23 protein-coding genes are annotated in these 22,875 nt (G+C 68.4%); 10 read left to right on the forward strand and 13 right to left on the reverse strand.

Annotated features, from left to right (window positions below):
- Nucleotides 1-147: 147 nt before the first annotated feature.
- On the reverse strand, nucleotides 148-1,293 hold the full coding sequence (locus ACE3TL_RS11100) for a serine hydrolase domain-containing protein (RefSeq protein ID WP_374578749.1): 1,146 nt from the start codon (nucleotides 1,291-1,293) through the stop codon (nucleotides 148-150).
- A gap of 115 nt (nucleotides 1,294-1,408) precedes the next feature.
- Nucleotides 1,409-3,241, reverse strand: a complete 1,833-nt coding sequence (locus ACE3TL_RS11105) for a phosphoenolpyruvate carboxykinase (GTP) (RefSeq protein ID WP_374578770.1) — start codon at nucleotides 3,239-3,241, stop codon at nucleotides 1,409-1,411.
- A 310-nt stretch (nucleotides 3,242-3,551) separates the two neighbouring features.
- Here ACE3TL_RS11105 and ACE3TL_RS11110 point away from each other — a divergent pair, with 310 nt between their 5' ends.
- Together ACE3TL_RS11110 and ACE3TL_RS11115 are read left to right on the forward strand one after the other, a co-directional pair.
- Entirely contained in the window at nucleotides 3,552-4,196 is a 645-nt protein-coding gene (locus tag ACE3TL_RS11110; RefSeq protein WP_374578750.1) for an outer membrane lipoprotein carrier protein LolA, read from the forward strand.
- A gap of 213 nt (nucleotides 4,197-4,409) precedes the next feature.
- On the forward strand, nucleotides 4,410-5,216 hold the full coding sequence (locus ACE3TL_RS11115) for an exodeoxyribonuclease III (protein WP_374578751.1): 807 nt from the start codon (nucleotides 4,410-4,412) through the stop codon (nucleotides 5,214-5,216).
- A gap of 98 nt (nucleotides 5,217-5,314) precedes the next feature.
- On the opposite strand, the gene ACE3TL_RS11120 is transcribed toward ACE3TL_RS11115, so the two are convergent.
- Both ACE3TL_RS11120 and ACE3TL_RS11125 read right to left on the reverse strand, forming a co-directional pair.
- On the reverse strand, nucleotides 5,315-5,758 hold the full coding sequence (locus ACE3TL_RS11120; RefSeq protein ID WP_374578752.1) for a hypothetical protein: 444 nt from the start codon (nucleotides 5,756-5,758) through the stop codon (nucleotides 5,315-5,317).
- Between the two features lie 17 nt (nucleotides 5,759-5,775).
- Nucleotides 5,776-6,462, reverse strand: a complete 687-nt coding sequence (locus tag ACE3TL_RS11125) for a response regulator transcription factor (RefSeq protein ID WP_374578753.1) — start codon at nucleotides 6,460-6,462, stop codon at nucleotides 5,776-5,778.
- A gap of 58 nt (nucleotides 6,463-6,520) precedes the next feature.
- On the opposite strand from ACE3TL_RS11125, the gene ACE3TL_RS11130 reads away from it, so the two are divergent.
- Nucleotides 6,521-7,027 (forward strand): L,D-transpeptidase, encoded by a 507-nt coding sequence (locus ACE3TL_RS11130; RefSeq protein WP_374578754.1) that lies wholly within the window; start codon nucleotides 6,521-6,523, stop codon nucleotides 7,025-7,027.
- Between the two features lie 15 nt (nucleotides 7,028-7,042).
- On the opposite strand, the gene ACE3TL_RS11135 is transcribed toward ACE3TL_RS11130, so the two are convergent.
- Nucleotides 7,043-7,693, reverse strand: coding sequence for a YggS family pyridoxal phosphate-dependent enzyme (locus ACE3TL_RS11135; RefSeq protein WP_374578755.1), 651 nt, complete (start codon nucleotides 7,691-7,693; stop codon nucleotides 7,043-7,045).
- A 73-nt stretch (nucleotides 7,694-7,766) separates the two neighbouring features.
- On the opposite strand from ACE3TL_RS11135, the gene ACE3TL_RS11140 reads away from it, so the two are divergent.
- Nucleotides 7,767-8,303 carry a thiamine phosphate synthase gene (locus ACE3TL_RS11140; RefSeq protein WP_374578756.1) on the forward strand — a complete coding sequence of 179 codons (537 nt, stop codon included), beginning with the start codon at nucleotides 7,767-7,769 and terminating at the stop codon, nucleotides 8,301-8,303.
- On the opposite strand, the gene ACE3TL_RS11145 is transcribed toward ACE3TL_RS11140, so the two are convergent.
- Entirely contained in the window at nucleotides 8,293-8,652 is a 360-nt protein-coding gene (locus ACE3TL_RS11145) for an NtrZ family periplasmic regulatory protein (RefSeq protein ID WP_374578757.1), read from the reverse strand. The two genes, ACE3TL_RS11140 and ACE3TL_RS11145, sit on opposite strands and share 11 nt — an antisense overlap.
- Before the next feature lie 275 nt (nucleotides 8,653-8,927).
- Here ACE3TL_RS11145 and ACE3TL_RS11150 point away from each other — a divergent pair, with 275 nt between their 5' ends.
- The 4 genes from ACE3TL_RS11150 to holA all read left to right on the forward strand — a co-directional run bounded on the left by ACE3TL_RS11150 (nucleotide 8,928) and on the right by holA (nucleotide 13,715).
- Nucleotides 8,928-9,440 carry a DUF3576 domain-containing protein gene (locus tag ACE3TL_RS11150; RefSeq protein WP_374578758.1) on the forward strand — a complete coding sequence of 171 codons (513 nt, stop codon included), beginning with the start codon at nucleotides 8,928-8,930 and terminating at the stop codon, nucleotides 9,438-9,440.
- A 116-nt stretch (nucleotides 9,441-9,556) separates the two neighbouring features.
- Nucleotides 9,557-12,145 (forward strand): leucine--tRNA ligase, encoded by a 2,589-nt coding sequence (gene leuS / locus ACE3TL_RS11155; RefSeq protein ID WP_374578759.1) that lies wholly within the window; start codon nucleotides 9,557-9,559, stop codon nucleotides 12,143-12,145.
- 6 nt (nucleotides 12,146-12,151) lie between these two features.
- Nucleotides 12,152-12,649 carry an LPS assembly lipoprotein LptE gene (gene lptE, locus ACE3TL_RS11160; RefSeq protein ID WP_374578760.1) on the forward strand — a complete coding sequence of 166 codons (498 nt, stop codon included), beginning with the start codon at nucleotides 12,152-12,154 and terminating at the stop codon, nucleotides 12,647-12,649.
- A gap of 13 nt (nucleotides 12,650-12,662) precedes the next feature.
- A complete protein-coding gene (gene holA, locus ACE3TL_RS11165; protein ID WP_374578761.1) occupies nucleotides 12,663-13,715 on the forward strand; it encodes a DNA polymerase III subunit delta in 1,053 nt (350 codons plus the stop codon).
- A 120-nt stretch (nucleotides 13,716-13,835) separates the two neighbouring features.
- On the opposite strand, the gene ACE3TL_RS11170 is transcribed toward holA, so the two are convergent.
- The 6 genes from ACE3TL_RS11170 to ACE3TL_RS11195 all read right to left on the reverse strand — a co-directional run bounded on the left by ACE3TL_RS11170 (nucleotide 13,836) and on the right by ACE3TL_RS11195 (nucleotide 19,966).
- Nucleotides 13,836-14,723 carry a ParB/RepB/Spo0J family partition protein gene (locus tag ACE3TL_RS11170; RefSeq protein WP_374578762.1) on the reverse strand — a complete coding sequence of 296 codons (888 nt, stop codon included), beginning with the start codon at nucleotides 14,721-14,723 and terminating at the stop codon, nucleotides 13,836-13,838.
- Between the two features lie 94 nt (nucleotides 14,724-14,817).
- Entirely contained in the window at nucleotides 14,818-15,606 is a 789-nt protein-coding gene (locus tag ACE3TL_RS11175; RefSeq protein WP_374578771.1) for a ParA family protein, read from the reverse strand.
- Between the two features lie 7 nt (nucleotides 15,607-15,613).
- Entirely contained in the window at nucleotides 15,614-16,249 is a 636-nt protein-coding gene (gene rsmG / locus ACE3TL_RS11180) for a 16S rRNA (guanine(527)-N(7))-methyltransferase RsmG (protein WP_374578763.1), read from the reverse strand.
- A gap of 4 nt (nucleotides 16,250-16,253) precedes the next feature.
- Nucleotides 16,254-18,104, reverse strand: coding sequence for a tRNA uridine-5-carboxymethylaminomethyl(34) synthesis enzyme MnmG (mnmG, locus tag ACE3TL_RS11185; RefSeq protein WP_374578764.1), 1,851 nt, complete (start codon nucleotides 18,102-18,104; stop codon nucleotides 16,254-16,256).
- Nucleotides 18,105-18,383: 279 nt separating this feature from the next.
- The gene (gene mnmE / locus ACE3TL_RS11190; protein ID WP_374578765.1) at nucleotides 18,384-19,718 is read right to left on the reverse strand and encodes a tRNA uridine-5-carboxymethylaminomethyl(34) synthesis GTPase MnmE; all 1,335 of its coding nucleotides are present in this window, start codon (nucleotides 19,716-19,718) and stop codon (nucleotides 18,384-18,386) included.
- Nucleotides 19,715-19,966, reverse strand: a complete 252-nt coding sequence (locus ACE3TL_RS11195; RefSeq protein WP_374578766.1) for a DUF6489 family protein — start codon at nucleotides 19,964-19,966, stop codon at nucleotides 19,715-19,717. The genes mnmE and ACE3TL_RS11195 overlap by 4 nt, the downstream gene beginning before the upstream one ends.
- Before the next feature lie 111 nt (nucleotides 19,967-20,077).
- Between ACE3TL_RS11195 and ACE3TL_RS11200 the strand changes: the two genes are divergently transcribed.
- Both ACE3TL_RS11200 and ACE3TL_RS11205 read left to right on the forward strand, forming a co-directional pair.
- A complete protein-coding gene (locus ACE3TL_RS11200) occupies nucleotides 20,078-20,773 on the forward strand; it encodes a dienelactone hydrolase family protein (protein WP_374578767.1) in 696 nt (231 codons plus the stop codon).
- 9 nt (nucleotides 20,774-20,782) lie between these two features.
- The gene (locus ACE3TL_RS11205) at nucleotides 20,783-21,754 is read left to right on the forward strand and encodes a quinone oxidoreductase (RefSeq protein ID WP_374578768.1); all 972 of its coding nucleotides are present in this window, start codon (nucleotides 20,783-20,785) and stop codon (nucleotides 21,752-21,754) included.
- Nucleotides 21,755-22,169: 415 nt separating this feature from the next.
- On the opposite strand, the gene rho is transcribed toward ACE3TL_RS11205, so the two are convergent.
- The coding region (gene rho, locus ACE3TL_RS11210) for a transcription termination factor Rho (protein WP_374578769.1) at nucleotides 22,170-22,875 on the reverse strand (706 nt) is incomplete at its 5' end.

The following is a 22,875-nucleotide window of genomic DNA, read 5'->3' on the forward strand; positions in this document are numbered from 1 at the left end:
GGGGGGGGGGCGGCGTACCCCCAAACCCCCCCGGGGGGGGGGGGGGGGCGGGCGGCGGCGGGGGGGGGGGGGGCTGCTGAGTCAGAAGTCCCCCTCAGTCAGCCAGTCGGCTGACAGCTCCCCCAGTGGGGGAGCAATTTCAGGTCCTTACCCCATCGCCTTCGCCACCGCCGCGCCGAGTTCGGCCGGGAAAGTCCCGTTCATGCCTTCGACGGCGGTGTTGGTCAGGGCGACCACCGTGGTCGCGCGAGCCGGGATGATCTGCCAGGAATGGCCATAGACGCCGCCCCAGCTTACCGTGCCCGCGATCAGGGGCGAGGACGCCTCGGCCGGGTCCTTCAACACCGCCCCGCCGAACGAGAAGCCCCAGCCGGGGCCGTGGGTGACGACGGCGAGGTCGCCGATCTGGTTGGTCAGCATGGACTGGGCCGAGGCCGCCGACAGCACGCCGGCGCCGCCGCTGCGGACCGCCTCCAGCAGCTTCAGCACATCGGGCGCGCTGCCGACCATGCCGGCGCCGCCCGAGGGGAACGAGGCCGGGCGCGTGGCCCGGGCCGGCGAATAGCGGATTCCCGACAGCTCCATGAACGGCGAGACGTCCGGCTCGGCCATCGGCCTCGGCGGAGCGCCGTCCATATAGGGCGTGACGAGGGCGTCGGCGCTTTCGACATAGAAGCCGCTGGAAGCCATGCCAAGCGGCTTCAGGACCAGCTCGTCCACCGCCTGGGGCAGCGGCTTGCCGGTCGCCTGCTCGATCGCCGCGCCCAGCACATCGAGGCTGAGCGAATAGAGCCAGGCCGCGCCCGGCGGGAAGAACAGCGGGACGGACGCCAAGCGCTTCAGCTCTTCGGCCATCGGCAGGTCGGGGTCGGCCAGGCCGTCCGAGACGCCGGCCGCCAGATAGGGCCCGCCTTCCGGCTGCAGGAAGCCGTAGCCGAGACCGCTGGTGTGGGTGAGCAACTGGGCGATGGTGATCGGCGGCGCCGAACCGTCCGCAAGTTTCGGCTGGAAATCCGGCAACCAGCGGGAGACCGGCGCGTCGAGCGCGAGGTCGCCGCGGTCGACCAGGGCCAGGGCCGCGGCGGCGACGATCGGCTTGGTGACCGAGGAGAGCCGGAACACCGCATCGGTGGTCATGGCCTTGCCCGCCTCGCGGTCGGCCTGGCCGGCGGCCCGGCTATAGGCGAGCTCGCCATTGCGGGCGACCAGCACCACCGCCCCGACGATGCGGCGCTCGGCCAGGGCGCGGTCGATCACATCGTCGATAGCAGTATCAAGGGTGGCGGCGGTCATGCGGGCTCTCCGTTCAGCAGAGCCTTACATGACCACAGCAGGATGCGGCGCCCAAGGGCGCCGTCGGGGCAACGGACGGCTTTTCCCTCCCCACGAGAGGGAGGGAGAGCCAGGGCTATTCCGCCGCTTCGCGGACGCCCAGGCGCCGGGTCAGAGCGGCGTGCTGGTCCCAGAGCTGGGCGGGCAGACGGTCGCCGAACTTCTTGTAGAAATCGGGGATCAGGGCGGCTTCCTCGGCCCAGACCTCGGGATCGACGGAGAGCAAGGTTTCCAGCGCCGCATCGGTGAGGGAAAGGCCCGAGAGGTCCAGCGACTCCTTGGTCGGCACGCGGCCGATCGGGGTGTCGAGCGCCTCGGCGGTCCCGTCCAGGCGACCGGCGATCCATTTCAGCACGCGGCTGTTATCGCCATAGCCGGGCCAGAGGAACTTGCCGTCGGCGCCCTTGCGGAACCAGTTGACGAAATAGATGCGCGGCAGCTTGGCCGGATCGGCGCCGGCGCCGACCTTCAGCCAGTGGCCGAAATAGTCGCCCATGTTGTAGCCGCAGAACGGCAGCATGGCGAAGGGATCGCGACGCAGCTCGCCCACCTTGTTCTCGGCCGCGGCGGTGCCTTCCGAAGCGACGTTGGCGGCCAGGAAGACGCCGTGCGCCCAGTCGAACGCCTCGGTCACCAGCGGCACGGCGCTGGCCCGGCGGCCGCCGAACAGGATGGCCGAGATCGGCACGCCGGCCGGGTCGTCCCATTCGCTGGCGATGACCGGGCACTGGTCGGCCGGTACGGCGAAGCGGGCGTTGGGATGGGCGGCGGGCTCGCCCAGGTCCGGCGTCCAGGCGCGGCCCTTCCAGTCGGTCAAGCCTTCCGGCGGGGCGTCGGTCAGACCTTCCCACCAGACATCGCCGTCGGCGGTGAGGGCGACGTTGGTGAAGACGGTGTTGGCGTGCAGGGCGTCGACCGCGTTCTTGTTGGTCGCTTCGCCGGTGCCCGGCGCCACGCCGAAGAAACCGGCCTCCGGATTGATCGCATGGAGCCGGCCGTCGTCGCCGAAGCGCATCCAGCAGATGTCGTCGCCGATCGTCTCGGCCTTCCAGCCGGGGATCGTCGGCTGCAACATGGCCATGTTGGTCTTGCCGCAGGCGCTGGGGAAGGCGGCGGCCACATAGCTGACCACGCCCTGCGGCGAGGTCAGCTTGAGGATCAGCATGTGTTCGGCCAGCCAGCCCTCGTCGCGCGCCATCACCGAGGCGATGCGCAGAGCGTAGCACTTCTTGCCCAGGAGCGCGTTGCCGCCGTAGCCCGAGCCGTAGGACCAGATCTCGCGGCTCTCGGGGAAGTGGACGATGTACTTGATGTCGTTGCAGGGCCACGGCACGTCGGCCTGGCCCGGCTCCAGCGGCGCGCCCACCGAGTGCAGGGCCGGGACGAAGAAGCCGTCGTCGCCCAGCATGTCGAGGGCGCCCTGGCCCATCCGGGTCATCACCCGCATCGAGATCGCGACATAGGCGCTATCGGTGATCTCCACGCCCAGGGCGGAGATCTTCGAGCCCAGCGGTCCCATGCAGAACGGCACGACGTACATGGTGCGGCCGCGCATGCAGCCCTTGAAGAGCTGCTTCAGGTCGGCCCGCATCTCCTCGGGGTCGAGCCAGTTGTTGGTCGGACCGGCGTCGGCCGGGTCCTTCGAACAGATGAAGGTCCGGCTCTCGACCCGCGCCACGTCGCTGGGGTCGGACGCGGCGTAGAAGCTGTTCGGACGCTTGTCCGGGTTCAGGGCCTTCAAGGTGCCGGACTTCACCAGTTCGGCGGTGAGGAGATTCCACTCCGCATCCGAGCCGTCGCACCAGTGGACCCGGTCCGGCTGGGTCAGTTCGGCGACCTCGCGCACCCACGCCAGAAGTCCTGCATGTTTGGTCGGGGCCTCGTCGAGACCCGGAATGGCCAAGCCCATCAGGCTGCGCCCCTTTTGTTTACCCACGCGTTCGTCGCCTGCGGCCGGGTCTCTGACGGACCCGGTCCATGACCGGCGACATCGGTGATATGGACGAATTCTGACGCACACAAGCCGACAACGCCCAACCGGCCCCGTCAAAGCGGCCGTCTTGCGGCGCAAACGAAGATTTGACCGGGGCCGCGCCGCGCCCTTCCACGGTCACGCTTTCAGGGAACGACGAACCGGCTGCGCCGTTGTTGCGCCCTATTGACGCCCTTGGCGGGCTGTACGACCAGCCCCTACGACCTTCCGGCGAACGGAGCCCTTGATGACACGACTGACCCGCCGCGCCCTGGCGCTGGGCCTGGCCGCCCTGCCCCTCCCCGCCTTGGCCCAGAAGACCGGGCCCACGCCGCTGTCGCAGGCCGACCGCGCCCTGGTCGACCGGGCCGCGACCTATCTGCAGGGGCTGACCGAAGCCAAGGGACGGTTCGTGCAGACCGACGCGCGCGGGGCGACCACCCAGGGCTCGCTCTATCTGAAGCGCCCCGGCAAGGCCCGGTTCGAGTACGACAAGCCGTCGGGCCTGCTGGTGGTGTCGGATGGCGGCAACGTCTCCATCGCCGACTCCCGGCTCAAGACCTTCGAGGCCTATCCGCTGATGGCCACGCCGCTGTCGCTGTTCCTGGCGCGGCAGATCAAGCTGGACAAGGGAATCAACATCACGCGCGTGACCCGCATGGCCGATGGTTTCTCCGTCACCGCCCGCGACGGGCGCAAGGAGGCCGAGGGCCAGATCACCCTGACCTTCTCTGATGCGCCGCTCGCCCTGATCGGCTGGACGGTGACCGACGCTCAGGGCGGCTCGACCCGCATTCGCCTGACCAGCCTCGCCAAGACCAGCGGGCTGGCGCCGTCGCTGTTCATCCTCAAGGACCCGCGGCCCAAGAACGTCGGCCGAGGCAAGATGTGACACATTCACAACAGGCAAGCGCGGTCGTGAATCTCGCTTGACTTTTTTCGGAGCCTCGTGGCATTAATGACACATTGAGTTCGCGCGATCGCGAGCTCTTTCCGTGCCGGAACCTATCCCCTCCCGGCGGCGGCATGAGAGACACACTTAACGCTCGGGCTTCTCCAGTGCCCGGGCGTTTCTTTTTGCGCAAAGCCGCTTAATTAGCATCGCATGCGCCTTCGCCTTTGCACCTGGAACGTCAACTCCGTCCGCCTGCGCGTGGAACAGATCGCCCGCCTGGTCGACGAACAGGCTCCCGACGTCCTGTGCATGCAGGAGATCAAGTGCCAGGAGGGCGAGTTCCCGCGCGAGGCCTTCGCGGCGGTCGGGCTGCCGCACCTGAAGATCGCCGGGCAAAAGGGCTGGCATGGGGTGGCCATCGCCTCGCGCCTGCCGATCGAGGACGCAGCCCCGCTCGACGTCTGCCGCGAGAAACACGCCCGCTGCGTGGGCGGCAAGATCGCCGGGATCGAGATCCAGAACTTCTACATCCCGGCCGGCGGCGACATTCCCGACCGCGAGGTCAATCCGAAGTTCGATCACAAGCTCGACTTCTTCGAGAAACTGACCGCCGACTTCGCACGCCGCGATCCGAAAGCGCCGCTGGCGGTGGTCGGCGACCTGAACGTGGCGCCTGGCGAGTTCGACGTCTGGAGTCACAAGCAGATGTCGAAGATCGTCAGCCACACCCCGGTCGAGCTGGAAGCCTTCGCCGCCCTGAAGGCCAGCCTCGACTTCATCGACCTGCCGCGCGAAGCCGTGCCGGAGCCGGAAAAGCTGTTCTCCTGGTGGAGCTACCGCGCCGCTGATTTCCGCAAGTCCAATCGCGGCCTGCGGCTCGATCACATCCTGGTGACGCCGGGGCTGCGCGAGGCGGCGTTCCGCACCGGCGCGGTCTCCTCGCGCGTGCACGACAACGTGCGCGAATGGACGCGGCCGAGCGACCACGCCCCGGTCACGGCCGACCTGGCGATCTAGAGCATTTTCCGCCGAAGTGGATGCCGGTTCGGCGTAGAAAATGCTCTAAATTCAGAGAGTCTTGAGCGTGATCCGATTCTATCGAAACGGATCGCGCTCTAGGAGGGCTTGGGCAGCACGCAGCTCGGCGTGCCGTCGCGGGTGATGACCGTGGCGGCGCGGCCCGTCCCCGGCGCGAAGTAGAAGACGCCCTTCTGCGTCGTCACCACCAGCAGCGCCGGGCCGCTGAACTGGCAGACCGGCGCAAAGCCGTCGCCGTCGGCCACCACATTGCAGTCGGCATGGCCGAAGCGCCGCTCATAGCGGATGTCGTTGGTGATGAAGGCCTGCTTGGCCTTGGCGCCGCGGGCTTCGTAGTCGGCCTTGGTGAGGGTTGGGCAAGGATCGCCCCGAAGAGCGGCCGCATCGACCGAAGCCGCAGACTGCGCGATGGCGTTGTCCCGGCGCAGCTTGGCGCCGGCGCCGACCGCGACGATCCCGATGAGCACCGCCGCGCCCAGCATCAGCGGAAAGCCCCGCGCCAGGGTCATTTTCTTCGCCATCGGTTGCTCCGGCCCGGCTACGGCGCCAGGCGGTAGCCGCCCGCTTCGGTCAGCAGCAGCCGGGCGTTGCCGGGGTCGGGCTCGATCTTCTGGCGCAGGCGATAGACGTGGGTTTCCAGGGTGTGAGTCGTGACGCCAGCGTTGTAGCCCCAGACCTCGGCCAGCAGCTCCTCGCGCGAGACCGGCTTTTCGCCGGCCCGGTAGAGGTACTTCAGGATGTTGGTTTCCTTTTCCGTCAGCCGGATCTTCTTCTGGTTGGCGTCGACCAGCATCTTGGCCGAGGGACGGAACTCGTAGGCGCCCAGGTGGAAGACCGCGCCTTCCGACTGCTCGTGGCTGCGGAGCTGGGCGCGGATGCGCGCCAACAGCACCTGGAACTTGAAGGGCTTGGTCACATAGTCGTTGGCGCCGGCGTCCAGCCCCTGGATCTGATCATCGTCGGTGTCGGCGGCGGTCAGCATGATGATCGGAGCGACCACGCCGCGCTCGCGCATCTGGCGGCAGGCTTCGCGGCCGTTCATGTCCGGCAGGTCGACGTCCAGCAGGATCAGGTCGGGACGGCTTTCGACGGCGGCCTTCACGCCCTCGCCCGCCGTGGCCGCCTCGACGGCGTTGAATTCCTCGGAAAGCTGGAGCTGTTCGGCGATCGCGCCGCGGAGTTCTTCATTGTCGTCTACGACGAGCAGGGTCTTGCGTTGAGCCATGGGCCGGAACATGCACCGTAACGACCCAAAGAGCCAACCGCTGGAGCCAGGCTAACCGATGATCTTCACGGCGTTGTCAGATGGACGCTTCCTGCTGGGCGAACGCACGACCCGTTGCGCGCTCGGGAAAAACGGCGTCGTCGAAGCTGCCGAAAAGCGCGAGGGCGACGGCCGCTCGCCGCTCGGAACCTGGACGATCCGCCGCGTGCTCTATCGGCCCGACAAGGGCGGCCCGCCGCAGACGCGCCTGCCGACCAAGGCGCTGGAGCGCGACGACGGCTGGTGCGACGACCCGCTCGATCCGGCCTACAACCGCCCGGTCAAGCTGCCCCATTCGGCCAGCGCCGAGCAGATGTGGCGGCAGGACGAGCTCTACGACCTAGTCTGCGTGCTGGCGCACAACGACGACCCGCCGGTACCTGGCCGCGGCTCGGCGATCTTCATGCACCTGGCCCGGCCCGATGGAGCGCCGACCGAAGGCTGTGTCGCCCTGTCCCGCGAGGACCTGCTGGACTTGCTGGCCCAGGCGCAGATCGGCGACGCCGTGGCGATCGAGCCGGCTTGAGTTGGTAATTGAGCTTCAGCGCGCGCCGAACAGGGCCGAGCCGACCCGGACGCTGGTCGCGCCGAAGCGTATGGCGGTTTCGAAGTCGTCGCTCATGCCCATGGAAAGCCTGGAAAGGCCGTTGCGCGCGGCGATCTTGGCCAGGAGGGCGAAGTGCGGCCCGGGCGGCTCGGCCGCGGGCGGAATGCACATCAGGCCCTCGACGGTAAGGCCGTAGGTCTTCTTGCAGGCGGCGATGAAGGCGTCGGCCTCGGCGGGCGCGACCCCGGCCTTCTGCGGCTCCTCGCCGGTGTTGACCTGGACGTAGAGACGGGGGCTGCGGCCCTGCCTCTGCGCCTCGTCGGCCAGGGCGCGCGCCAGCTTTTCCCGGTCCAGGCTCTCGATGACGTCGAAGAAGGCGACCGCCTCCTTGGCCTTGTTGGACTGCAACGGCCCGATCAGGCGCAGTTCGATCCGCTCGCGATGCGGCGTCCAGCGTTCCATCGTCTCCTGTACGCGGTTCTCCCCGAACACCGCCTGGCCGGCGGCCAACACTGGCTCGATCCGCTCCCACGGCTGCATCTTGGAGACCGCCACCAGGGTTACGTCCTGGGGCGCACGGCCACAGGCCTTCGCCGCGCGGGCGATCCGGTCTAGGACGTCGGTGAGCGCGGGAGGCACGGTCATCTCTTCAGGCTTCTGGACAGTGGGCAGGACGGCGCAAGCCATAGGTCGCCGCGCAGGACGGCGAAAGCCCCCCTTGCCGCCGCTGCTGTTCTTCACCGACCCCGCACGCACGCCCGACATCGGGGCGGCCATGGCCCGTCTGCCGCGCGGCTCGGGCGTCGTATTCCGCGCTTTCGGAGCATCGGACGCCGAGCAGAAGGGCCGTGAGCTGGCCAAGATCGCCCGACGGCGCGGCCTGGTCCTGTTGGTGGGCGCCGATGCGGCCCTGGCGGCGCGCATCGGTGCAGGCGGCGTGCACCTGCCCGAGCGCATGGCCGCCTGCGCTGCAGCCCTGCGGCGGCCCGGCTGGATCATCACGGCCGCCGCACATACCCCCCGCGGCGTCCGGCGGGGCCTGGCCTGGGGCGCGGACGCCGTCGTGGTGTCGGCGATCTTCCCGTCGTCCAGCCCCTCGGCGGGCTCACCGATCGGACCCCTGCGGCTGGCGCAGATCGTCCGCCAGGCGGGCGGGCCGGTCTATGCGCTGGGCGGGATCAACGACAAAACAGCCCGCCGGCTGCTGCCTGCGGGCGTGGCCGGTCTGGCGGCCGTGGAGGCGCTTAGAACTTGAAGGCGGTCTCGAGCCGGACGCGCGGCGCGGATTCCTGCGGCTCGGTCTTCTTGTAGGACGGGGCTTCCTTCTCGCCCAGGGCGACGGCGCCGCCGACCCGCAGGCTGGGCGTCACGCGGAAATAGGCGCCCGCCTGGACGTCGTTCCATTGCGTGTCGCGTTCGCCTCGCTGATCGAGATTCAGCGAAACCCCCCAGCGTCCTTTGCCAGTCGTCCACTTCAGCGACTTGTTCCCTTGCGGGGTCACGGAGGTTTCGCTGCGCACGGTGAAATCGGCGGCTTTCTTCGCGGTTTCGGCATGCGCCGCCGACGCGCCGCTCGCGAGGAGCGCCGCACCCAGCACCGACATGACCAACCGCTTGGACATAACCACCTATATGGCCCCTAAGCCCCGACCGCGCCAACTGGAGCGCGACCGTCAGCGGCGATTAAAGTCGGCAGGCGGCGCAGGTCAACCTGACTCCGGGCGCCTTCGCCGCCTCTTCGGACAGATGATCGGCGCCTGTGGCGGCAGGGACACGCGATTCCTGTTTGGCGGTTCTGCGGGCATTGTTATAGAGGGCCGGCTGCGAGGGGGCGGCGCCGCGGCGCAGGCCGACGCGGAACAAGGACTAGGAGCCATATATGCCGTTTGTGCGCGGTGGTTTTGTGCGTGGCGTGAAGACCGGAGTGCTGGTGCTGGGCCTCGCGGCGCTGGCGGCGTGCTCGAGCGGCGGTCCCCGGACCTTCCAGACCCAGGAGCAGGGCGGCGGTTTCAGCCTGTTCGGCCTGGGCGGCGGCAAGAAGGCCAGCTCGACGAACGCCAATCAGCCGGCCATCGGGGTCAACGGCTATCTGTGGCGCGCGACGCTGGACACCCTGTCCTTCATGCCGCTGGCCTCGGCCGATCCCTATGGCGGCGTCGTCATCACCGACTGGTACGTGAACCCGGAAAAGCCGGACGAGCGCTTCAAGTGCACCGTCTACATCCTGGATTCGCGCCTGCGCGCCGACGGCCTGAACGTGGCCGTCTTCAAACAGGCCAAGGATGCGACCGGGGCCTGGGTCGATGCGCCCTCGGCCGGCCAGACCGAGACCGATCTGGAAAACGCGATCCTTACCAAGGCCCGGCAGCTTCGGCTGTCCAACATCGGCTAAGGCCTCCCGCGGGGCGCATTCAGCAAGGGTGGAAACCAGGTCGGATGCGCTCCCCTTCCTAGGGCCAGCGCCATACGCCGCTGGCCGACACCCGTCTGAATTCGAGATTCGTCCCCATGGCCCGTTACAACCCCAAAGAGACCGAGCCCAAATGGCGCAAGGCCTGGGCTGACGCCGACGTGTTCCGCGCCGGACCGCCGCAGCCGGGCGCGCCCAAGTACTATGCGCTCGAGATGTTCCCCTATCCGTCGGGGCGGCTGCACATGGGCCATGTGCGCAACTATTCGCTGGGCGACGTGGTCGCCCGCTACAAGCGCGCCCGCGGCTTCAACGTGCTGCACCCGATGGGTTGGGACGCCTTCGGCCTGCCGGCCGAGAACGCGGCCATGGAGCGCGGCGTCGATCCGCGCGGCTGGACCTACGACAACATCGCGCGCATGCGCAGCGAGCTGAAGGAGCTGGGCCTCAGCATCGACTGGTCGCGCGAATTCGCGACCTGCGACGCGGCCTATTACGGCAAGCAGCAGGACTGGTTCCTGGACCTGTGGAAGCGCGGCCTGGTCTATCGCAAGGAAAGCGTCGTCAACTGGGACCCGGTCGACCAGACCGTTCTGGCCAACGAGCAGGTGGTCGACGGCCGCGGCTGGCGCTCGGGCGCGCCGGTCGAGAAGCGTAAGCTGAACCAGTGGTTCCTGCGCATCACCGACTATGCCGACGAACTGATCGAGGGCCTGAAGACCCTGGACCGCTGGCCCGACAAGGTCCGGTTGATGCAGGAGAACTGGATCGGCCGCTCCAAGGGCCTGCGGTTCAAGTTCGGCTGGGCGGGACAGGCGCCGGCCGGCTTCGAGGCTGGTCTGGAAGTCTACACCACCCGCCCCGACACCCTGTTCGGCGCCAGCTTCGTCGGCGTCGCGCCCGACCATCCGCTGGCCGAGCAACTGGCCGCCGCAGACCCCAAGGTCGCGGCCTTCATCGCCGAATGCCGCAAGGGCGGCGCCTCGGAAGCCGAGATCGAGACCGCCGAGAAGATCGGCTTCGACACCGGCCTGACGGTCGCCCATCCCTTTGATCCGGACTGGAAGCTGCCGGTCTGGATCGCCAACTTCATCCTGATGGACTACGGGACCGGGGCGATCTTCGCCTGCCCGGCCCACGACCAGCGCGACCTGGATTTCGCCCGCAAGTACGGCCTGCCCGTCAAGGCCGTGGTCCTGCCGCCCGGCGCGGACCCGGCAACCTTCGAAGTGGGGACCGAAGCCTATACCGGCCCCGGGACCATCTTCGGCTCGCAGTTCCTGGACGGGTTGGAGATCGAGCCGGCCAAGGTCGCGGCGATCGCCCGCATCGAGGCCGAGGGCCGCGGCGAAGGCGCGACCGTCTATCGCCTGCGTGACTGGGGCGTGGCGCGCCAGCGCGGATGGGGCTGCCCGATCCCGGTGGTCCATTGCGACAAGTGCGGCGTGGTCGCCCTGCCCAAGGACCAGTTGCCGGTCGTGCTGCCGGACGACATGGACTTCTCCAAGCCGGGCAACGCCCTGGCCCGGCACCCGACCTGGAAGAACGCCGTCTGCCCCGATTGCGGCGGGCCCGCGACGCGGGAAACCGATACGCTGGACACCTTCGTCGATTCCTCCTGGTATTTCGCCCGCTTCACCGACACCCAGGCCGCCGAGCCGATCGACAAGGCCGCCGCCGACTATTGGCTGCCGGTCGACCAGTATGTCGGCGGCATCGAGCACGCGGTCCTGCACCTGCTCTACGCCCGCTTCGCCACCCGCGCCCTCTCCGACGAGGGGATGCTGAGCGTGCGCGAGCCGTTCGCCGGCCTGTTCACCCAGGGCATGGTCACGCACGAGACCTACAAGCGCACCCAGAGCGGCGAATGGGTGGAGCCCAGGGAAGTCGAGATCTTCACCGAGGCTGGCAAGCGCCAGGCTCGCAGCCTGGAGACCGGCGAAGCCCTGGTCATCGGCGATGTCGAGAAGATGTCGAAGTCCAAGCGCAACACCGTGGCGCCGGAGGAGATCTTCGAGGTCTACGGCGTCGACGCCGCGCGCCTGTTCGTGCTGTCCGACAGCCCGCCCGAGCGCGACACCCAATGGTCGGCGACCGGGGTCGAGGGGGCCTGGCGCTTCGTCAACCGTGTCTGGAACGAGTTCGACAGCCAGCCGGCGGGGCCCGCCCCTGCCCTGGCCGCCGACCCGAAGGCCGACGACCTGCGCGCCGCCACCCATCGCACGATCAAGGCGGTGACCGAGGCGATCGAGAGCTTCCGCTTCAATTCCGGTATCGCGCGGATGTACGAGTTCCTGAACAAACTCAAGGAATTCCCCGCCGAGACCGCGACTCCTCCCGTTCTGGCCGCACGGCACGAGGCGTTGTCGGCCTTTGCGCGCCTGATCTCGCCCTTCACCCCGCACCTGGCCGAGGAAGCCTGGGCGCGGATCGGCGGCGACGGCATGGTGGTCTCTGCGCCCTGGCCGCAGCATGACGAGGCCCTGACCCAGGACGCGGTGCGCGTGCTGCCGGTCCAGGTCAACGGCAAGCGCCGCGGCGAGATTTCGGTGGCCGCCGGGCTCGAACCGGCCGATGTCGAGAAGATCGTGCTTGACGACCCGGAGATCGCACGGCGCCTTGAGGGCCTGTCGATCAAAAAGGTGATCGTCGTGAAGGACCGCATCGTCAACATCGTGGCTGGATGATCTGACATGAACCGCCTCGTCGTCTCCGCCGCGCTGGCGGCCGTGGCCCTCGGCCTCGCCGGCTGCGGGTTCACGCCGCTCTACGGCTCGCCGGGCGTGACCCAGCAGCTCGCCGCGGTTGAGGTGGCGACGCCGCCAGGCCGCACCGGCCAGCTCATCCGCGAGCATCTGGACGACGCCCTGGCCCGCCGCGGCGGGACCGCGCCGCAATACCGGATGAACCTGGCGTTGTCGGAGACGCGCTATCCCCGCGGGGTGCGCGTCGACAACGTGGCCACCCGCTACGAATATGTGCTGACCGCCAGCTACACCCTCTCTCCCGCGTCCGGCGGCGCGCCGGTCAAGCAGGGCGTGGCCCAGGCCCAGGTCACCTACGACAGCGCCGACCAGCCCTACGCCTCGATCACCGCCCAGCAGGACGCCCAGGATCGAGCCGCCGCCGAATGCGCCCGCAAGATCCAGATGGAGCTGGCGGCCTGGCTGGCGACGCAGGGAAAATCCTAGGGATTACAAGGCCGTGATCCTCTCCAAGCGGCCAGATGTCGAGCGGTTTCTGAACCGGCCGGAGCCCCCGATCCGGGTCGCCCTGATCTATGGCCGCGACACCGGCGTGGTCCGCGACCGCGGAACCCAACTGGCCCGGAAACTGGTCCCCGATCTCGACGATCCGTTCAGCGTCGCCTTGCTGACCGACGGAGATCTCGATTCCGACGGCGGGCGGCTGGAGGGCGAACTGGCGGCGCAGTCCCTGATGGGCGGCCGGCGCCTGGTGCGGCTGCGATTCGCCACTGAGAAGGCCGCTCTGGACAAGCAGGTGGCCGAGGCGGTCACCGCCCACGCCGCCGGCAAGCTCAACCCCGAAGCTTTCTTCGTCATCGAGGCGGGAAACCTCGGCCGCGACTCGGCCCTGCGCAAGGCCGCCGAGAAGGCCGCAGAGGCCGTCGCCATCCCCTGCTACGAGGACGAGCCCGGCGATGTGGCCCGGTTGGTCCGCGATGTGCTGTCGCAGGACAGCGTCGGGCTGGACGCCCAGGCCCTGCAACTCTTCGTCAGCCGCCTGCCCAAGGAACGCGGCGTCGCCCGCCAGGAGATCGAGCGCCTCGCCCTCTATCTCGAACCGGGCAGCGGCCGCACCGCCAGCGCCAAGGATCTGGACGACTTCCTGGGCGTAGAGCCGGACGCCTCGCTTTCCGACGCCGCCGCCGACGCTTTCGGCGGACGCCTCGCCGACGCGCAGGCCGCCCTGCGCCGCGCCGCCGCCGAGGGCGAGCCGGGCCCCGCCGCCATCCGGGCCATCAGCCTCTATCTCGGCCGCCTGAGACGCACCCTGACCCTCGCCAAGAACGGCGCCGGCCTGCAGGAGGCGGCCAAGGCCTCCGGCGTGTTCTGGAAGCAGGAGCGCGAGTTCCTGCGCCAGGCCCGAAGCTGGTCGCTGGAAGAGCTCGACCGGCTGCAACCCGAGGTGCTGGCCGCCGACAAGGCCTGCAAGACCGCCGGCTCGCCCGACCAGCTCATCGCCGAGCGGCTGGCCCTCACCATCGCCGGCCGCGCCCGCCGCCTGGGGCTCTGAAAACCCCATTTTGAAATCGGCTCTGTGGCGCATGGAGCGGGACGTGGCCGTACCTATGCACGCTCCGTTGGCTAGAGCGCAAATTTCGAAATCGTGCCCTTTGAATTCAAAGACTTAGCGTCAGACCCGCGCGGTCAATCTGCGGCACAACTCATCAAGCTGTTCGAGGGTCGCATATTTGATGCGCAGTTCGCCGACCCCGCCTTTGTCCAGAACCTCGACATCGAGGCCGAGCGCATCCGACAGATCGACCTCCAGCGCCTGGGTGTCGGTGTCCTTGACGACCGCCTTGCCGCCGGTCTTCTGCCGCGGCGCAGCCGGGGCGCCGCCGCGGGCCAGGGACTCCGCCTCGCGCACCGACAGGCCCTTGGCGATGATCTGCTCGGCCAGGGCTACCGGATCGTCGGCGGTGAGTATGGCCCGGGCATGACCGGCCGACAGCCTGCCTTCCAGCACGTGGGTCCGCACCTGCTCGGGCAGGTTCATCAGGCGCAGGGTGTTGGCTACGTGGCTGCGGCTCTTGCCGATGCTGCTGGCCACCTCGTCCTGGGTGCGGTTGAACTTCTCGATGAGCTGCTGATAGGCGGCCGCCTCTTCGATGGGGTTCAGATTGGCGCGCTGGACGTTCTCGATGACGCCGATCTCCAGCACCTGGACATCGTCCAGCTCGCGCACCAGCACCGGCATTGCCCGCAGGCCTGCCTTCTGGCTCGCCCGCCAGCGCCGCTCGCCAGCAACGATCTCCCATTCGCCGGGCAGGCCCGGCGCGGGCCGCACCAGGATCGGTTGCAGCACGCCCTTCTCGCGGATCGAGGCGGCGAGTTCCTCCACCTCGGCCTCGGAGAACACCCAGCGGGGCTGGTGTTCGTTGCGATGGATCAGTTCGATCGGGATCTCGCGAACGCCGGAGACCTCCTCGACCGCCGCGCCGGCCACGACCTTGGCCTCATCGACGTCGCCCAGCAGAGCCGACAGCCCGCGGCCCAGTCCACGCTTCTCGACCATCATGTCCTCCCCCGAGCACGACCCCAGATCGTGCCCAGCCCGCTGAATAAGGAGCGTGACATCCGCCAAACCCGGCGGCCACTTTTGGCTGTCCCGCTCATGCCGCTTTCGCCCGACGATCACGTTCGCGCATCACCACCTCGCGCGCGAGCTTCAGATAGGCCTGCGAGCCCATGCACTTCAGGTCGTAGACCAGCACCGGCTTTCCATAGCTGGGGGCCTCGGAAACCCGCACGTTGCGCGGGATCACCGTGTTGTAGACCGTCTCTCCGAAGTGGCCGCGCACGTCGCGGGCGACCTGTTCGGAGAGGCTGTTGCGCCGGTCGTACATGGTCAGCACTACGCCCTGGATTTCCAGGTTGGGGTTCAGGCTGCCGCGCACCAGGTCGACCGTACGCAGGAGCTGGGTCAGGCCTTCCAGGGCGAAGAACTCGCACTGCAGGGGCACCAGCACCGCGTCCGCCGCGGCCATGGCGTTGACGGTCAGCAGGTTCAGCGACGGCGGGCAGTCGATCAGGACATAGGTGTAGTCGCCGGCCATGCGCACCGGCTCCAGGGCGTCGCGCAGCTTGAATGAGCGTCGCGCCTGTTGCCCGAGCTCCAGTTCCACGCCGGAGAGGTCGGGGTCGGCGGCGATCAGGTCCAGGCCCGGCAAGGCGGTATTGACCACAGCCGAGGCGATCGGCTGCTCGCCCATCAGCACGTCGTACAGGGTGACCTTACGCTGGGCGCGGCCGACGCCCAGGCCGGTCGAGGCGTTGCCCTGCGGGTCGGAGTCGATCAGCAGCACCTTCTCGCCCACCGCGGCCAGGGCGGTGCCGAGGTTGATCGCCGTGGTGGTCTTGCCCACCCCGCCCTTCTGGTTGGCGATCACCAGGACCCGCAAGGCCCGTTTAGCTTTTCCGGCCACGACCGAGCCTCCTGATCCGAACGATGCGGCCTCTGGCGTCACTCAAGCTCGGCGACACGTCGGCGTCGAAGTCCCATATCCTGGCCGCGTCCTCGAGTTCCGACGCGACATCCTGCCCCTTGAGGAACAGCGCCTGCGCCCCGCGCTTGAGGTAGGGCTGGGCGTACCCCAGCAGTCGCGACAGGGGCGCGCAAGCCCGCGCCGTGACGATATCCACAGTCAGCGACAAGTCTTCCGCACGTGAATTGTGAACCGTGGCGGGAAGCGACAGGCCGGTCACCACCTCGCTCAAGAACCGGCAGCGTTTGGCCAGGCTGTCGACCAGGTGCACGTGAAAGCCGGGACGGTCTTTTCCCAGGATCGCCAGGACGATGCCCGGAAGTCCTGCGCCGGTTCCAAGATCGGCCCAGGTCAGGGCGTCGGGCGCCAAGGGCAGGATCTGGGCGGAGTCCCAGGCGTGGCGGGACCAGAAGATGTCCAGCGTCGCCGGGCCGACGAGGTTCATCTTCTCGTTCCACTCCACCAGGTAGGACCGGTAGCGCTCCAGGTCGGCGATCGCCTGCGGCGAGGCGCCTGTAGCGGCGGCGAAGCTGGCCGCGTCGGTGACGTCGAGGGTCATGGGGTCAGGCGGCGCGGCGGCGGACATGGGCCAGGAGCGCGGTCAGGGCGCCCGGCGTCACGCCTTCGATGCGCGCGGCCTGGCCCAGGGTCAGCGGCTTCACCGCCAGCAGCTTCTCACGCACCTCGTTGGAGAGGCCTCCGACCGCGGCGTAATCCAGATCGGCCGGGAGGCGGAGGTTTTCGTCACGGCGGAAGGCGGCGGCATCGGCCGCCTGGCGATCGAGATAGCCGGCATAGGCAGCGTCGATCTCGATCTGCTCGCGAGCTGTGGGCGACCAGTCGGCCGCCTCGGGGAACACGCGGGCGAGGTCGTCGAAGCCGATGGTCGGATAGGCCAGGAGCTGGACGAAGCTGCGGACCACGCCGTCGGCCTTGACCGGGAGGCCGGCTTTCTGGGCCATGTTCGGAGACAGGGTCAGCTCTGTCGCGCGCTGGCGGACATGGGCGAGTTCGGCGGCCTTGGCGCGATAGGCTGTTTCACGTGAAACGCCGACCACGCCGAGATCGAGGCCGCGGCCGGTAAGGCGTTGGTCCGCGTTGTCCGCACGCAGGGTCAGGCGGAACTCGGCGCGGCTGGTGAACATCCGATAGGGCTCGGTGACGCCGCGGGTGGTGAGGTCGTCGATCAGCACGCCGATATAGGCCTCGTCGCGGCCGAAAACGGCGGCGTCCAGGCCGGAAGCGGCGCGGGCGGCGTTGAGGCCGGCGACCAGCCCCTGCGCTCCCGCCTCCTCATAGCCCGTCGTGCCGTTGATCTGGCCGGCGAGATAGAGGCCCGCCAGCTTCTTGACCTCGAGGGTGGGGTAGAGCTCGCGCGGATCGACATAGTCGTATTCGATCGCATAGCCGTAGCGCTTCACCCGAACGTCCTGCAGGCCCTCGATGGTGCGCAGGAACAGGTCCTGGGTTTCGGCCGAGACCGAGGTCGAGATGCCGTTCGGATAGACGGTGTCGTCGTCCAGGCCTTCGGGCTCCAGGAAGATCTGGTGGCTGTCCTTGTCGCCGAAGCGGACCACCTTGTCCTCGATGGAGGGGCAATAGCGCGGGCCCCGGCCGTTGATCCGGCCGCCATAGACGGCCGATTCCGTCAGCCGCTCGGCGATGATCCGATGGGTCTGCGCATTGGTGTAGGTGATGCCGCAGGCGATCTGCGGCACGGTGATCGCCAGGGTCAGGAACGAGAACGGCACGGGCTCGTCGTCCGCGGCCTGCATTTCCAGCCGGTCCCAGGCGATGGTCGAGCCGTCGAGGCGGGCCGGCGTGCCGGTTTTCAGCCGGCCCATGGTCAGGCCCAGCGAGTAGAGACGATCCGAGAGGCCGATGGCCGGAGCGTCCCCCACCCGGCCGGCGGGAATGCGCTCGTCGCCCTGGTGGATGATCCCCTTGAGGAACGTGCCTGTGGTCAGGACCACCCGACCGGCGCGGTATTCGGTTCCGGTCGCCCCGACCACGCCCTGGACGACGCCGTCCTGGACGATCAGGTCTTCCACCGCCTCGGCCATGACGGTGAGGTTGGGCGTCGCGGCGAGTTCGGCCTGCATGGCCTGGCGATAGAGCTTGCGGTCGATCTGGCTGCGGGGACCGCGCACCGCCGCGCCCTTGGAGCGGTTGAGCATGCGGAACTGGATGCCGGACTGATCCGCCAGGCGCCCCATCAGCCCGTCGAGCGCATCGATCTCGCGGACCAGGTGACCCTTGCCAAGGCCGCCGATGGCGGGATTGCAGCTCATCTCGCCGATGGTTTCGAGCTTGTGGGTCAGCAGCAGGGTCTTGGCGCCGAAACGCGCGGCGGCCGCCGCAGCTTCACAGCCGGCGTGCCCTCCCCCGATGATGATGACGTCCCAGGCGCTCAAGCTTGCCTCCACGCAAGACGCCCCCGGAAGGCCGGGGGCGCTGTCGGCAGGTATATAGCCGATGTGGGGCGGTTTTTCACGGGGGGATTTGGGAATGGTAATTGCTCCCCTCTGGGGGAGCTGTCGGCCGAATGGCTGACTGAGGGGGGAATCCAGAGTCAGCAGGCCCCCTCCGTCTCGCCGCTTTTGCGGCGAGCCACCTCCCCCGGTGGGGAGGAATTAAGGGGACGATGTTTCACGTGAAACGTATGGCCGGGTGTTTCACGTGAAACACCGGCACTACTTTCCGATGCAGAAGCTGGAAAACACTCGGCCGAGGACCTCTTCGGGATCGATGCGGCCGGTGATGCGGTCGAGGGCGCGGCTGGCCAGGCGGACGTCTTCGGCGGCCAGTTCGAGATCATCCTCCAAGGCCAGGGCGTGCTGCACGCGCTCCAGCGCCTCGGCCAGCAGTTCGCGATGACGCAGGCGCGTGGCGGCCGGGGGATCGGCGCCGGCCAGGGCCTCGACGACCCGGCTTTCGAGGGTCTGTTCGAGGGCGGCGATATCGGCAGGTTTCCAGGCCGAGACTCTATGAACCTCCACATTCAGGGCGCGGGCCTCGACCAGGGCGTAGCCGGTCTCGGCCCCCGGCTCCAGGTCGGCCTTGTTGATGACGCAGAGATCGTGGGGATGCAGATCCGGCACGGTGGCGGGGGCCTGGCTGGCGCCGTCGACCACCCAGACGCGCAGGTCCGCCTCCTCTGCCCACCGGCGGGCCCGGCGCACGCCTTCGGCCTCGATCTCGTCGGCGGTGTCGCGAAGGCCGGCGGTGTCGGCGACCAGGACCTTGTAGCCGGCCAGGCGCATCGGAACCTCGATCACATCGCGTGTCGTCCCCGGCGTGGCGGTGACGATGGCCGCCTCGCGCCGCGCCAGGGCGTTGAGGATCGTGCTCTTTCCGGCGTTCGGCGCGCCGACCAGAGCGATGCGGAAGCCCTCGCGCACCCGCTCGCCGCGTTTCACGTCGACCAGGGCCTGTTCCAGTTCGTCCGCCAGATCGCTCAGGGCCGGCCGGGCGCGGGCGGCGACGTCGGCCGGAACCTCTTCGTCGGGGAAGTCGACCGCGGCCTCGAACATGGCCAGGGCTTCGATCAGCCGGTCGCGCCAGCGCGCCTGGGCCTGGCCAAGCGCCCCGCCGAGCTGGTCGAGGGCCTGGCGGCGCTGGGCCTCGGTCTCGGCCTCAATGAGATCGGCGACGCCCTCGGCCTGGGCGAGGTCGAGCTTGCCGTTCTCGAAGGCGCGACGGGTGAACTCCCCCGGCTCGGCCAGACGCAGGCCAAGGGCGGCCAGGGCCTCCAGCAGGCTGGCGACCACGGCCGGGCCACCGTGCACGTGAAACTCGGCGCAGTCCTCACCGGTATAGCTGGCCGGCCCCTCGAACCACAGGACCAGCGCCTGGTCGATCCCGCGCCCCTCGCCGCCCCGCAGGGTGCGGACCGTGGCCTGCCGCGGCGACGGCAGGACGCCGGCCAAGGCCCGCACCGCGGCGCCGGACCTCGGCCCGGACAGGCGCACGACCGCCACCGCCGCGCGGCCGGCGGCGGTGGCGGGCGCGAAGATGGTGTCGGTCATTTGGAGCGGGCGCCGCCCATGCTGGCGTCGACCGCGGCGCTCATCAGATTGCGGAACTGCTCTTGCGCGCCGACGCCGAAGGCGGTCCAGTTCTTGATGAGTTCGTCGGGCGAGAGCATCGCCATGTTGGCGCTCATGCGTTTCTGCATCTCTTCGATGAGCTTGTCGTTCAGGCCCGAGACGTCCGGCAGGCCCAGGAAGGTGCGCGCTTCCTGCGGGGTGCAGTCGATTTCAATGGTCATCTTCATTCGGATAACTCTACAGCCGGAAGGGTGCTTGACCACATTGTTATGAGCGCAGCCGGGCCCTGTCGGCTAGTAGGCCCGGATATTGCCTAGTTATTAAGACGGGAGACGCCGATGGGCGAGATGACGACGATCAAGACGCAGGACGGCGATTTCGCGGCCTATGTGGCGCGTCCGAGCAATCCGAAGGCCCCGGCCGTGGTGGTCATCCAAGAGATCTTCGGCGTGAACGCGGTCATGCGCGGGGTCTGCGACGAACTGGCCGCCGCCGGCTTCCTGGCCGTCTGCCCCGATCTTTTCTGGCGCATCGAGCCGGGCGTCGACATCACCGACCAGTCGGAAGCCGAGTGGAAGAAGGCCTTCGAGCTCTATAACGCGTTCGACGTGGACGCCGGGGTGAAGGACATCGCCGCGACCATCGACCATGTCCGCGGCCTGGCCGAGTGCAGCGGCAAGGTCGGGGCGGTCGGCTATTGCCTGGGCGGACTGCTGGCCTTCCTGACCTCGACGCGCACCGATTCCGACGCCTCCGTCGGCTATTACGGGGTGGGGATCGAGAAGCACCTGGTCGAGGCCGACAAGCTGGCCCATCCGCTGATGATCCACATCGCCGAGGAGGACGGCTTCGTGCCGAAGGAAGCCCAGGCGCTGATCCTGTCGAAACTGAAGAACCATCCGCAGGTCCAGGCCTATACCTATCCGGGCCGCGACCACGCCTTCGCCCGGGTGGGCGGCGAGCATTACGACGCCGCCGACGCCAAGCTGGCCAACGGCCGCACCCTGGCCTTCTTCCAGCAACACCTGCTTTAGGAGCCCGCGATGAAAGCTATCCGCATCGAGCGCACCGGCGGCCCCGAGGTTCTGGAAGTCGCCCAGGTGGAGGTTCCGACCCCCAAGCCCGGCGAAATCCTGGTCCGGCACGAAGCGGTGGGGGTGAACTTCATCGACACCTATCACCGCAGCGGGCTCTACCCCGTGAAACTGCCTACGGGCCTGGGGTTGGAAGCGGCCGGCACGATCGAGGCGGTCGGCGAAGGCGTCGAGCGGTTCAAGACCGGCGATCGGGTCGTCTATGCTTCCGGCCCGATCGGGGCCTATGCCGAACTGCACGCGACCAGCGCAGCGCGGGCGGTGAAGCTGCCGGACGGGATCGACGCCAAGGTCGCGGCCGCCTGCCTGCTGAAAGGCATGACCGCCGAGTTCCTGGTGCGGCGGACCTATCCGGTGAAGGCCGGCGAGACCATCCTGGTCCACGCCGCGGCGGGCGGGGTCGGCTCGATCCTCGTCCAATGGGCCAAGCACCTGGGCGCGCGGGTGATCGGGACGGCCGGCTCGGAGGAGAAAGCCGAGCTGGCCCGGGGCCACGGCGCCGACCACGTCATCCTCTATCGCGACCAGGACGTGGCCGCCGAGGTGCGGCGGCTGACCGACGGCAAGGGCGTGCCGGTGGCCTATGACTCCGTGGGCGCCTCGACCTTCGAAGGCACACTGGCCAGCCTGGCGCGGCGCGGCATGTTCGTCTCGTTCGGCAACGCCTCGGGGCCGGTCCCGCCGTTCGCCCCGCTGCGGCTGTCGCAGGCCGGGTCGCTGTTCTTCACCCGGCCGACCATGTTCGACTACACCGCGACCACCGAGGACCTGGACGCCAGCGCTGGCGCGCTGTTCGAGGTGATCGGCTCGGGCGCGGTGAAGATCGACATCGGTCAGACCTTTGCGCTGGGCGATGCGCGGCGGGCGCACGAGGCGCTGGAGGGCCGCGAGACGGTCGGGGCGAGTTTGTTGATTCCATAGGGGAATCTTTGGCGTTACCCGAGATTTCCTCCCCCGCTGCGCAGGGGAGGAAGAAGAAATCGATCAGCATAGGGGATTGGTCCGCAAAGCGGCCCACTTCGCATGTCGTCCCGGAAAGCGCGCAGCGCTTGTCCGGGATCCATGAACACCTGAGCTTTCAGGCTCTTGCACCGCCGAGGCGGATTCTGAACCGCCTGTGTTCATGGGTCCCGGTCTTGCTTCGCAAACCGGGATGACACCCATATGCGATTGCCCGCCGCACGGAGCGGCAGCGCTGAGTCTGAAGTCCCCCTCAGTCAGCTTCGCTGACAGCTCCCCCAGAGGGGGAGCAATTGGAGGCGTTGCGCGCGGCGCGGAAATAGCCGCTCGTTTCACGTGAAACGCTTGTTAGATCAGGAGCTTCGCTCCTGATCCGTCAGGTGTTCATCGACTGGAAGAAGTCTTCGTTGTTCTTCGACTGCCGCAGCTTGTCGAGCAGGAACTCGATCGCGTCCTGGGCGCCCATCGGGGTGATGATGCGGCGCAGGATGAACGACTTCTGCAGGTGTTCCTTCGGCGTGATGAGGTCTTCCTTGCGGGTGCCCGACTTGATGACGTCGACGGCGGGATAGATTCGCTTGTCGGCGACCTTGCGGTCCAGGATGATTTCCGAGTTCCCGGTGCCCTTGAACTCTTCGAAGATCACTTCGTCCATGCGGCTGCCGGTGTCGATCAGGGCGGTGGCGATGATGGTCAGCGAGCCGCCTTCCTCGACGTTCCGCGCGGCGCCGAAGAAGCGCTTGGGGCGCTGCAGGGCGTTGGCGTCGACGCCGCCGGTCAGCACCTTGCCCGACGACGGGACGACGGTGTTGTAGGCGCGGCCGAGGCGGGTGACCGAGTCCAGCAGGATGACGACGTCGCGCTTGTGTTCGACCAGGCGCTTGGCCTTTTCGATCACCATCTCGGCGACCTGGACGTGGCGGGTGGCCGGTTCGTCGAAGGTCGAGGAGACGACCTCGCCGCGGACGGTGCGGCGCATGTCGGTGACTTCTTCCGGGCGCTCGTCGATCAGCAGGACGATCAGGTAGCACTCGGGGTGGTTGGTCTCGATCGACTTGGCGATGTTCTGCAGCATCACCGTC

It is taken from the genome of Phenylobacterium sp. (assembly GCF_041920015.1).
Lineage (GTDB): Bacteria > Pseudomonadota > Alphaproteobacteria > Caulobacterales > Caulobacteraceae > Phenylobacterium.

Excerpts from the sequence above, each read along its gene's own strand:
- ACE3TL_RS11100 (WP_374578749.1), bottom strand. The coding sequence starts at position 1,293 with ATGACCGCCGCCACCCTTGATACTGCTATCGACGATGTGATCGACCGC.
- ACE3TL_RS11105 (WP_374578770.1), bottom strand. The coding sequence starts at position 3,241 with ATGGGCTTGGCCATTCCGGGTCTCGACGAGGCCCCGACCAAACATGCA.
- ACE3TL_RS11110 (WP_374578750.1), top strand. The coding sequence starts at position 3,552 with ATGACACGACTGACCCGCCGCGCCCTGGCGCTGGGCCTGGCCGCCCTG.
- ACE3TL_RS11115 (WP_374578751.1), top strand. The coding sequence starts at position 4,410 with ATGCGCCTTCGCCTTTGCACCTGGAACGTCAACTCCGTCCGCCTGCGC.
- ACE3TL_RS11120 (WP_374578752.1), bottom strand. The coding sequence starts at position 5,758 with ATGGCGAAGAAAATGACCCTGGCGCGGGGCTTTCCGCTGATGCTGGGC.
- ACE3TL_RS11125 (WP_374578753.1), bottom strand. The coding sequence starts at position 6,462 with ATGGCTCAACGCAAGACCCTGCTCGTCGTAGACGACAATGAAGAACTC.
- ACE3TL_RS11130 (WP_374578754.1), top strand. The coding sequence starts at position 6,521 with ATGATCTTCACGGCGTTGTCAGATGGACGCTTCCTGCTGGGCGAACGC.
- ACE3TL_RS11135 (WP_374578755.1), bottom strand. The coding sequence starts at position 7,693 with ATGACCGTGCCTCCCGCGCTCACCGACGTCCTAGACCGGATCGCCCGC.
- ACE3TL_RS11145 (WP_374578757.1), bottom strand. The coding sequence starts at position 8,652 with ATGTCGGTGCTGGGTGCGGCGCTCCTCGCGAGCGGCGCGTCGGCGGCG.
- ACE3TL_RS11150 (WP_374578758.1), top strand. The coding sequence starts at position 8,928 with ATGCCGTTTGTGCGCGGTGGTTTTGTGCGTGGCGTGAAGACCGGAGTG.
- leuS (WP_374578759.1), top strand. The coding sequence starts at position 9,557 with ATGGCCCGTTACAACCCCAAAGAGACCGAGCCCAAATGGCGCAAGGCC.
- lptE (WP_374578760.1), top strand. The coding sequence starts at position 12,152 with ATGAACCGCCTCGTCGTCTCCGCCGCGCTGGCGGCCGTGGCCCTCGGC.
- ACE3TL_RS11170 (WP_374578762.1), bottom strand. The coding sequence starts at position 14,723 with ATGATGGTCGAGAAGCGTGGACTGGGCCGCGGGCTGTCGGCTCTGCTG.
- rsmG (WP_374578763.1), bottom strand. The coding sequence starts at position 16,249 with ATGACCCTCGACGTCACCGACGCGGCCAGCTTCGCCGCCGCTACAGGC.
- mnmE (WP_374578765.1), bottom strand. The coding sequence starts at position 19,718 with ATGACCGACACCATCTTCGCGCCCGCCACCGCCGCCGGCCGCGCGGCG.
- ACE3TL_RS11195 (WP_374578766.1), bottom strand. The coding sequence starts at position 19,966 with ATGAAGATGACCATTGAAATCGACTGCACCCCGCAGGAAGCGCGCACC.
- ACE3TL_RS11200 (WP_374578767.1), top strand. The coding sequence starts at position 20,078 with ATGGGCGAGATGACGACGATCAAGACGCAGGACGGCGATTTCGCGGCC.
- ACE3TL_RS11205 (WP_374578768.1), top strand. The coding sequence starts at position 20,783 with ATGAAAGCTATCCGCATCGAGCGCACCGGCGGCCCCGAGGTTCTGGAA.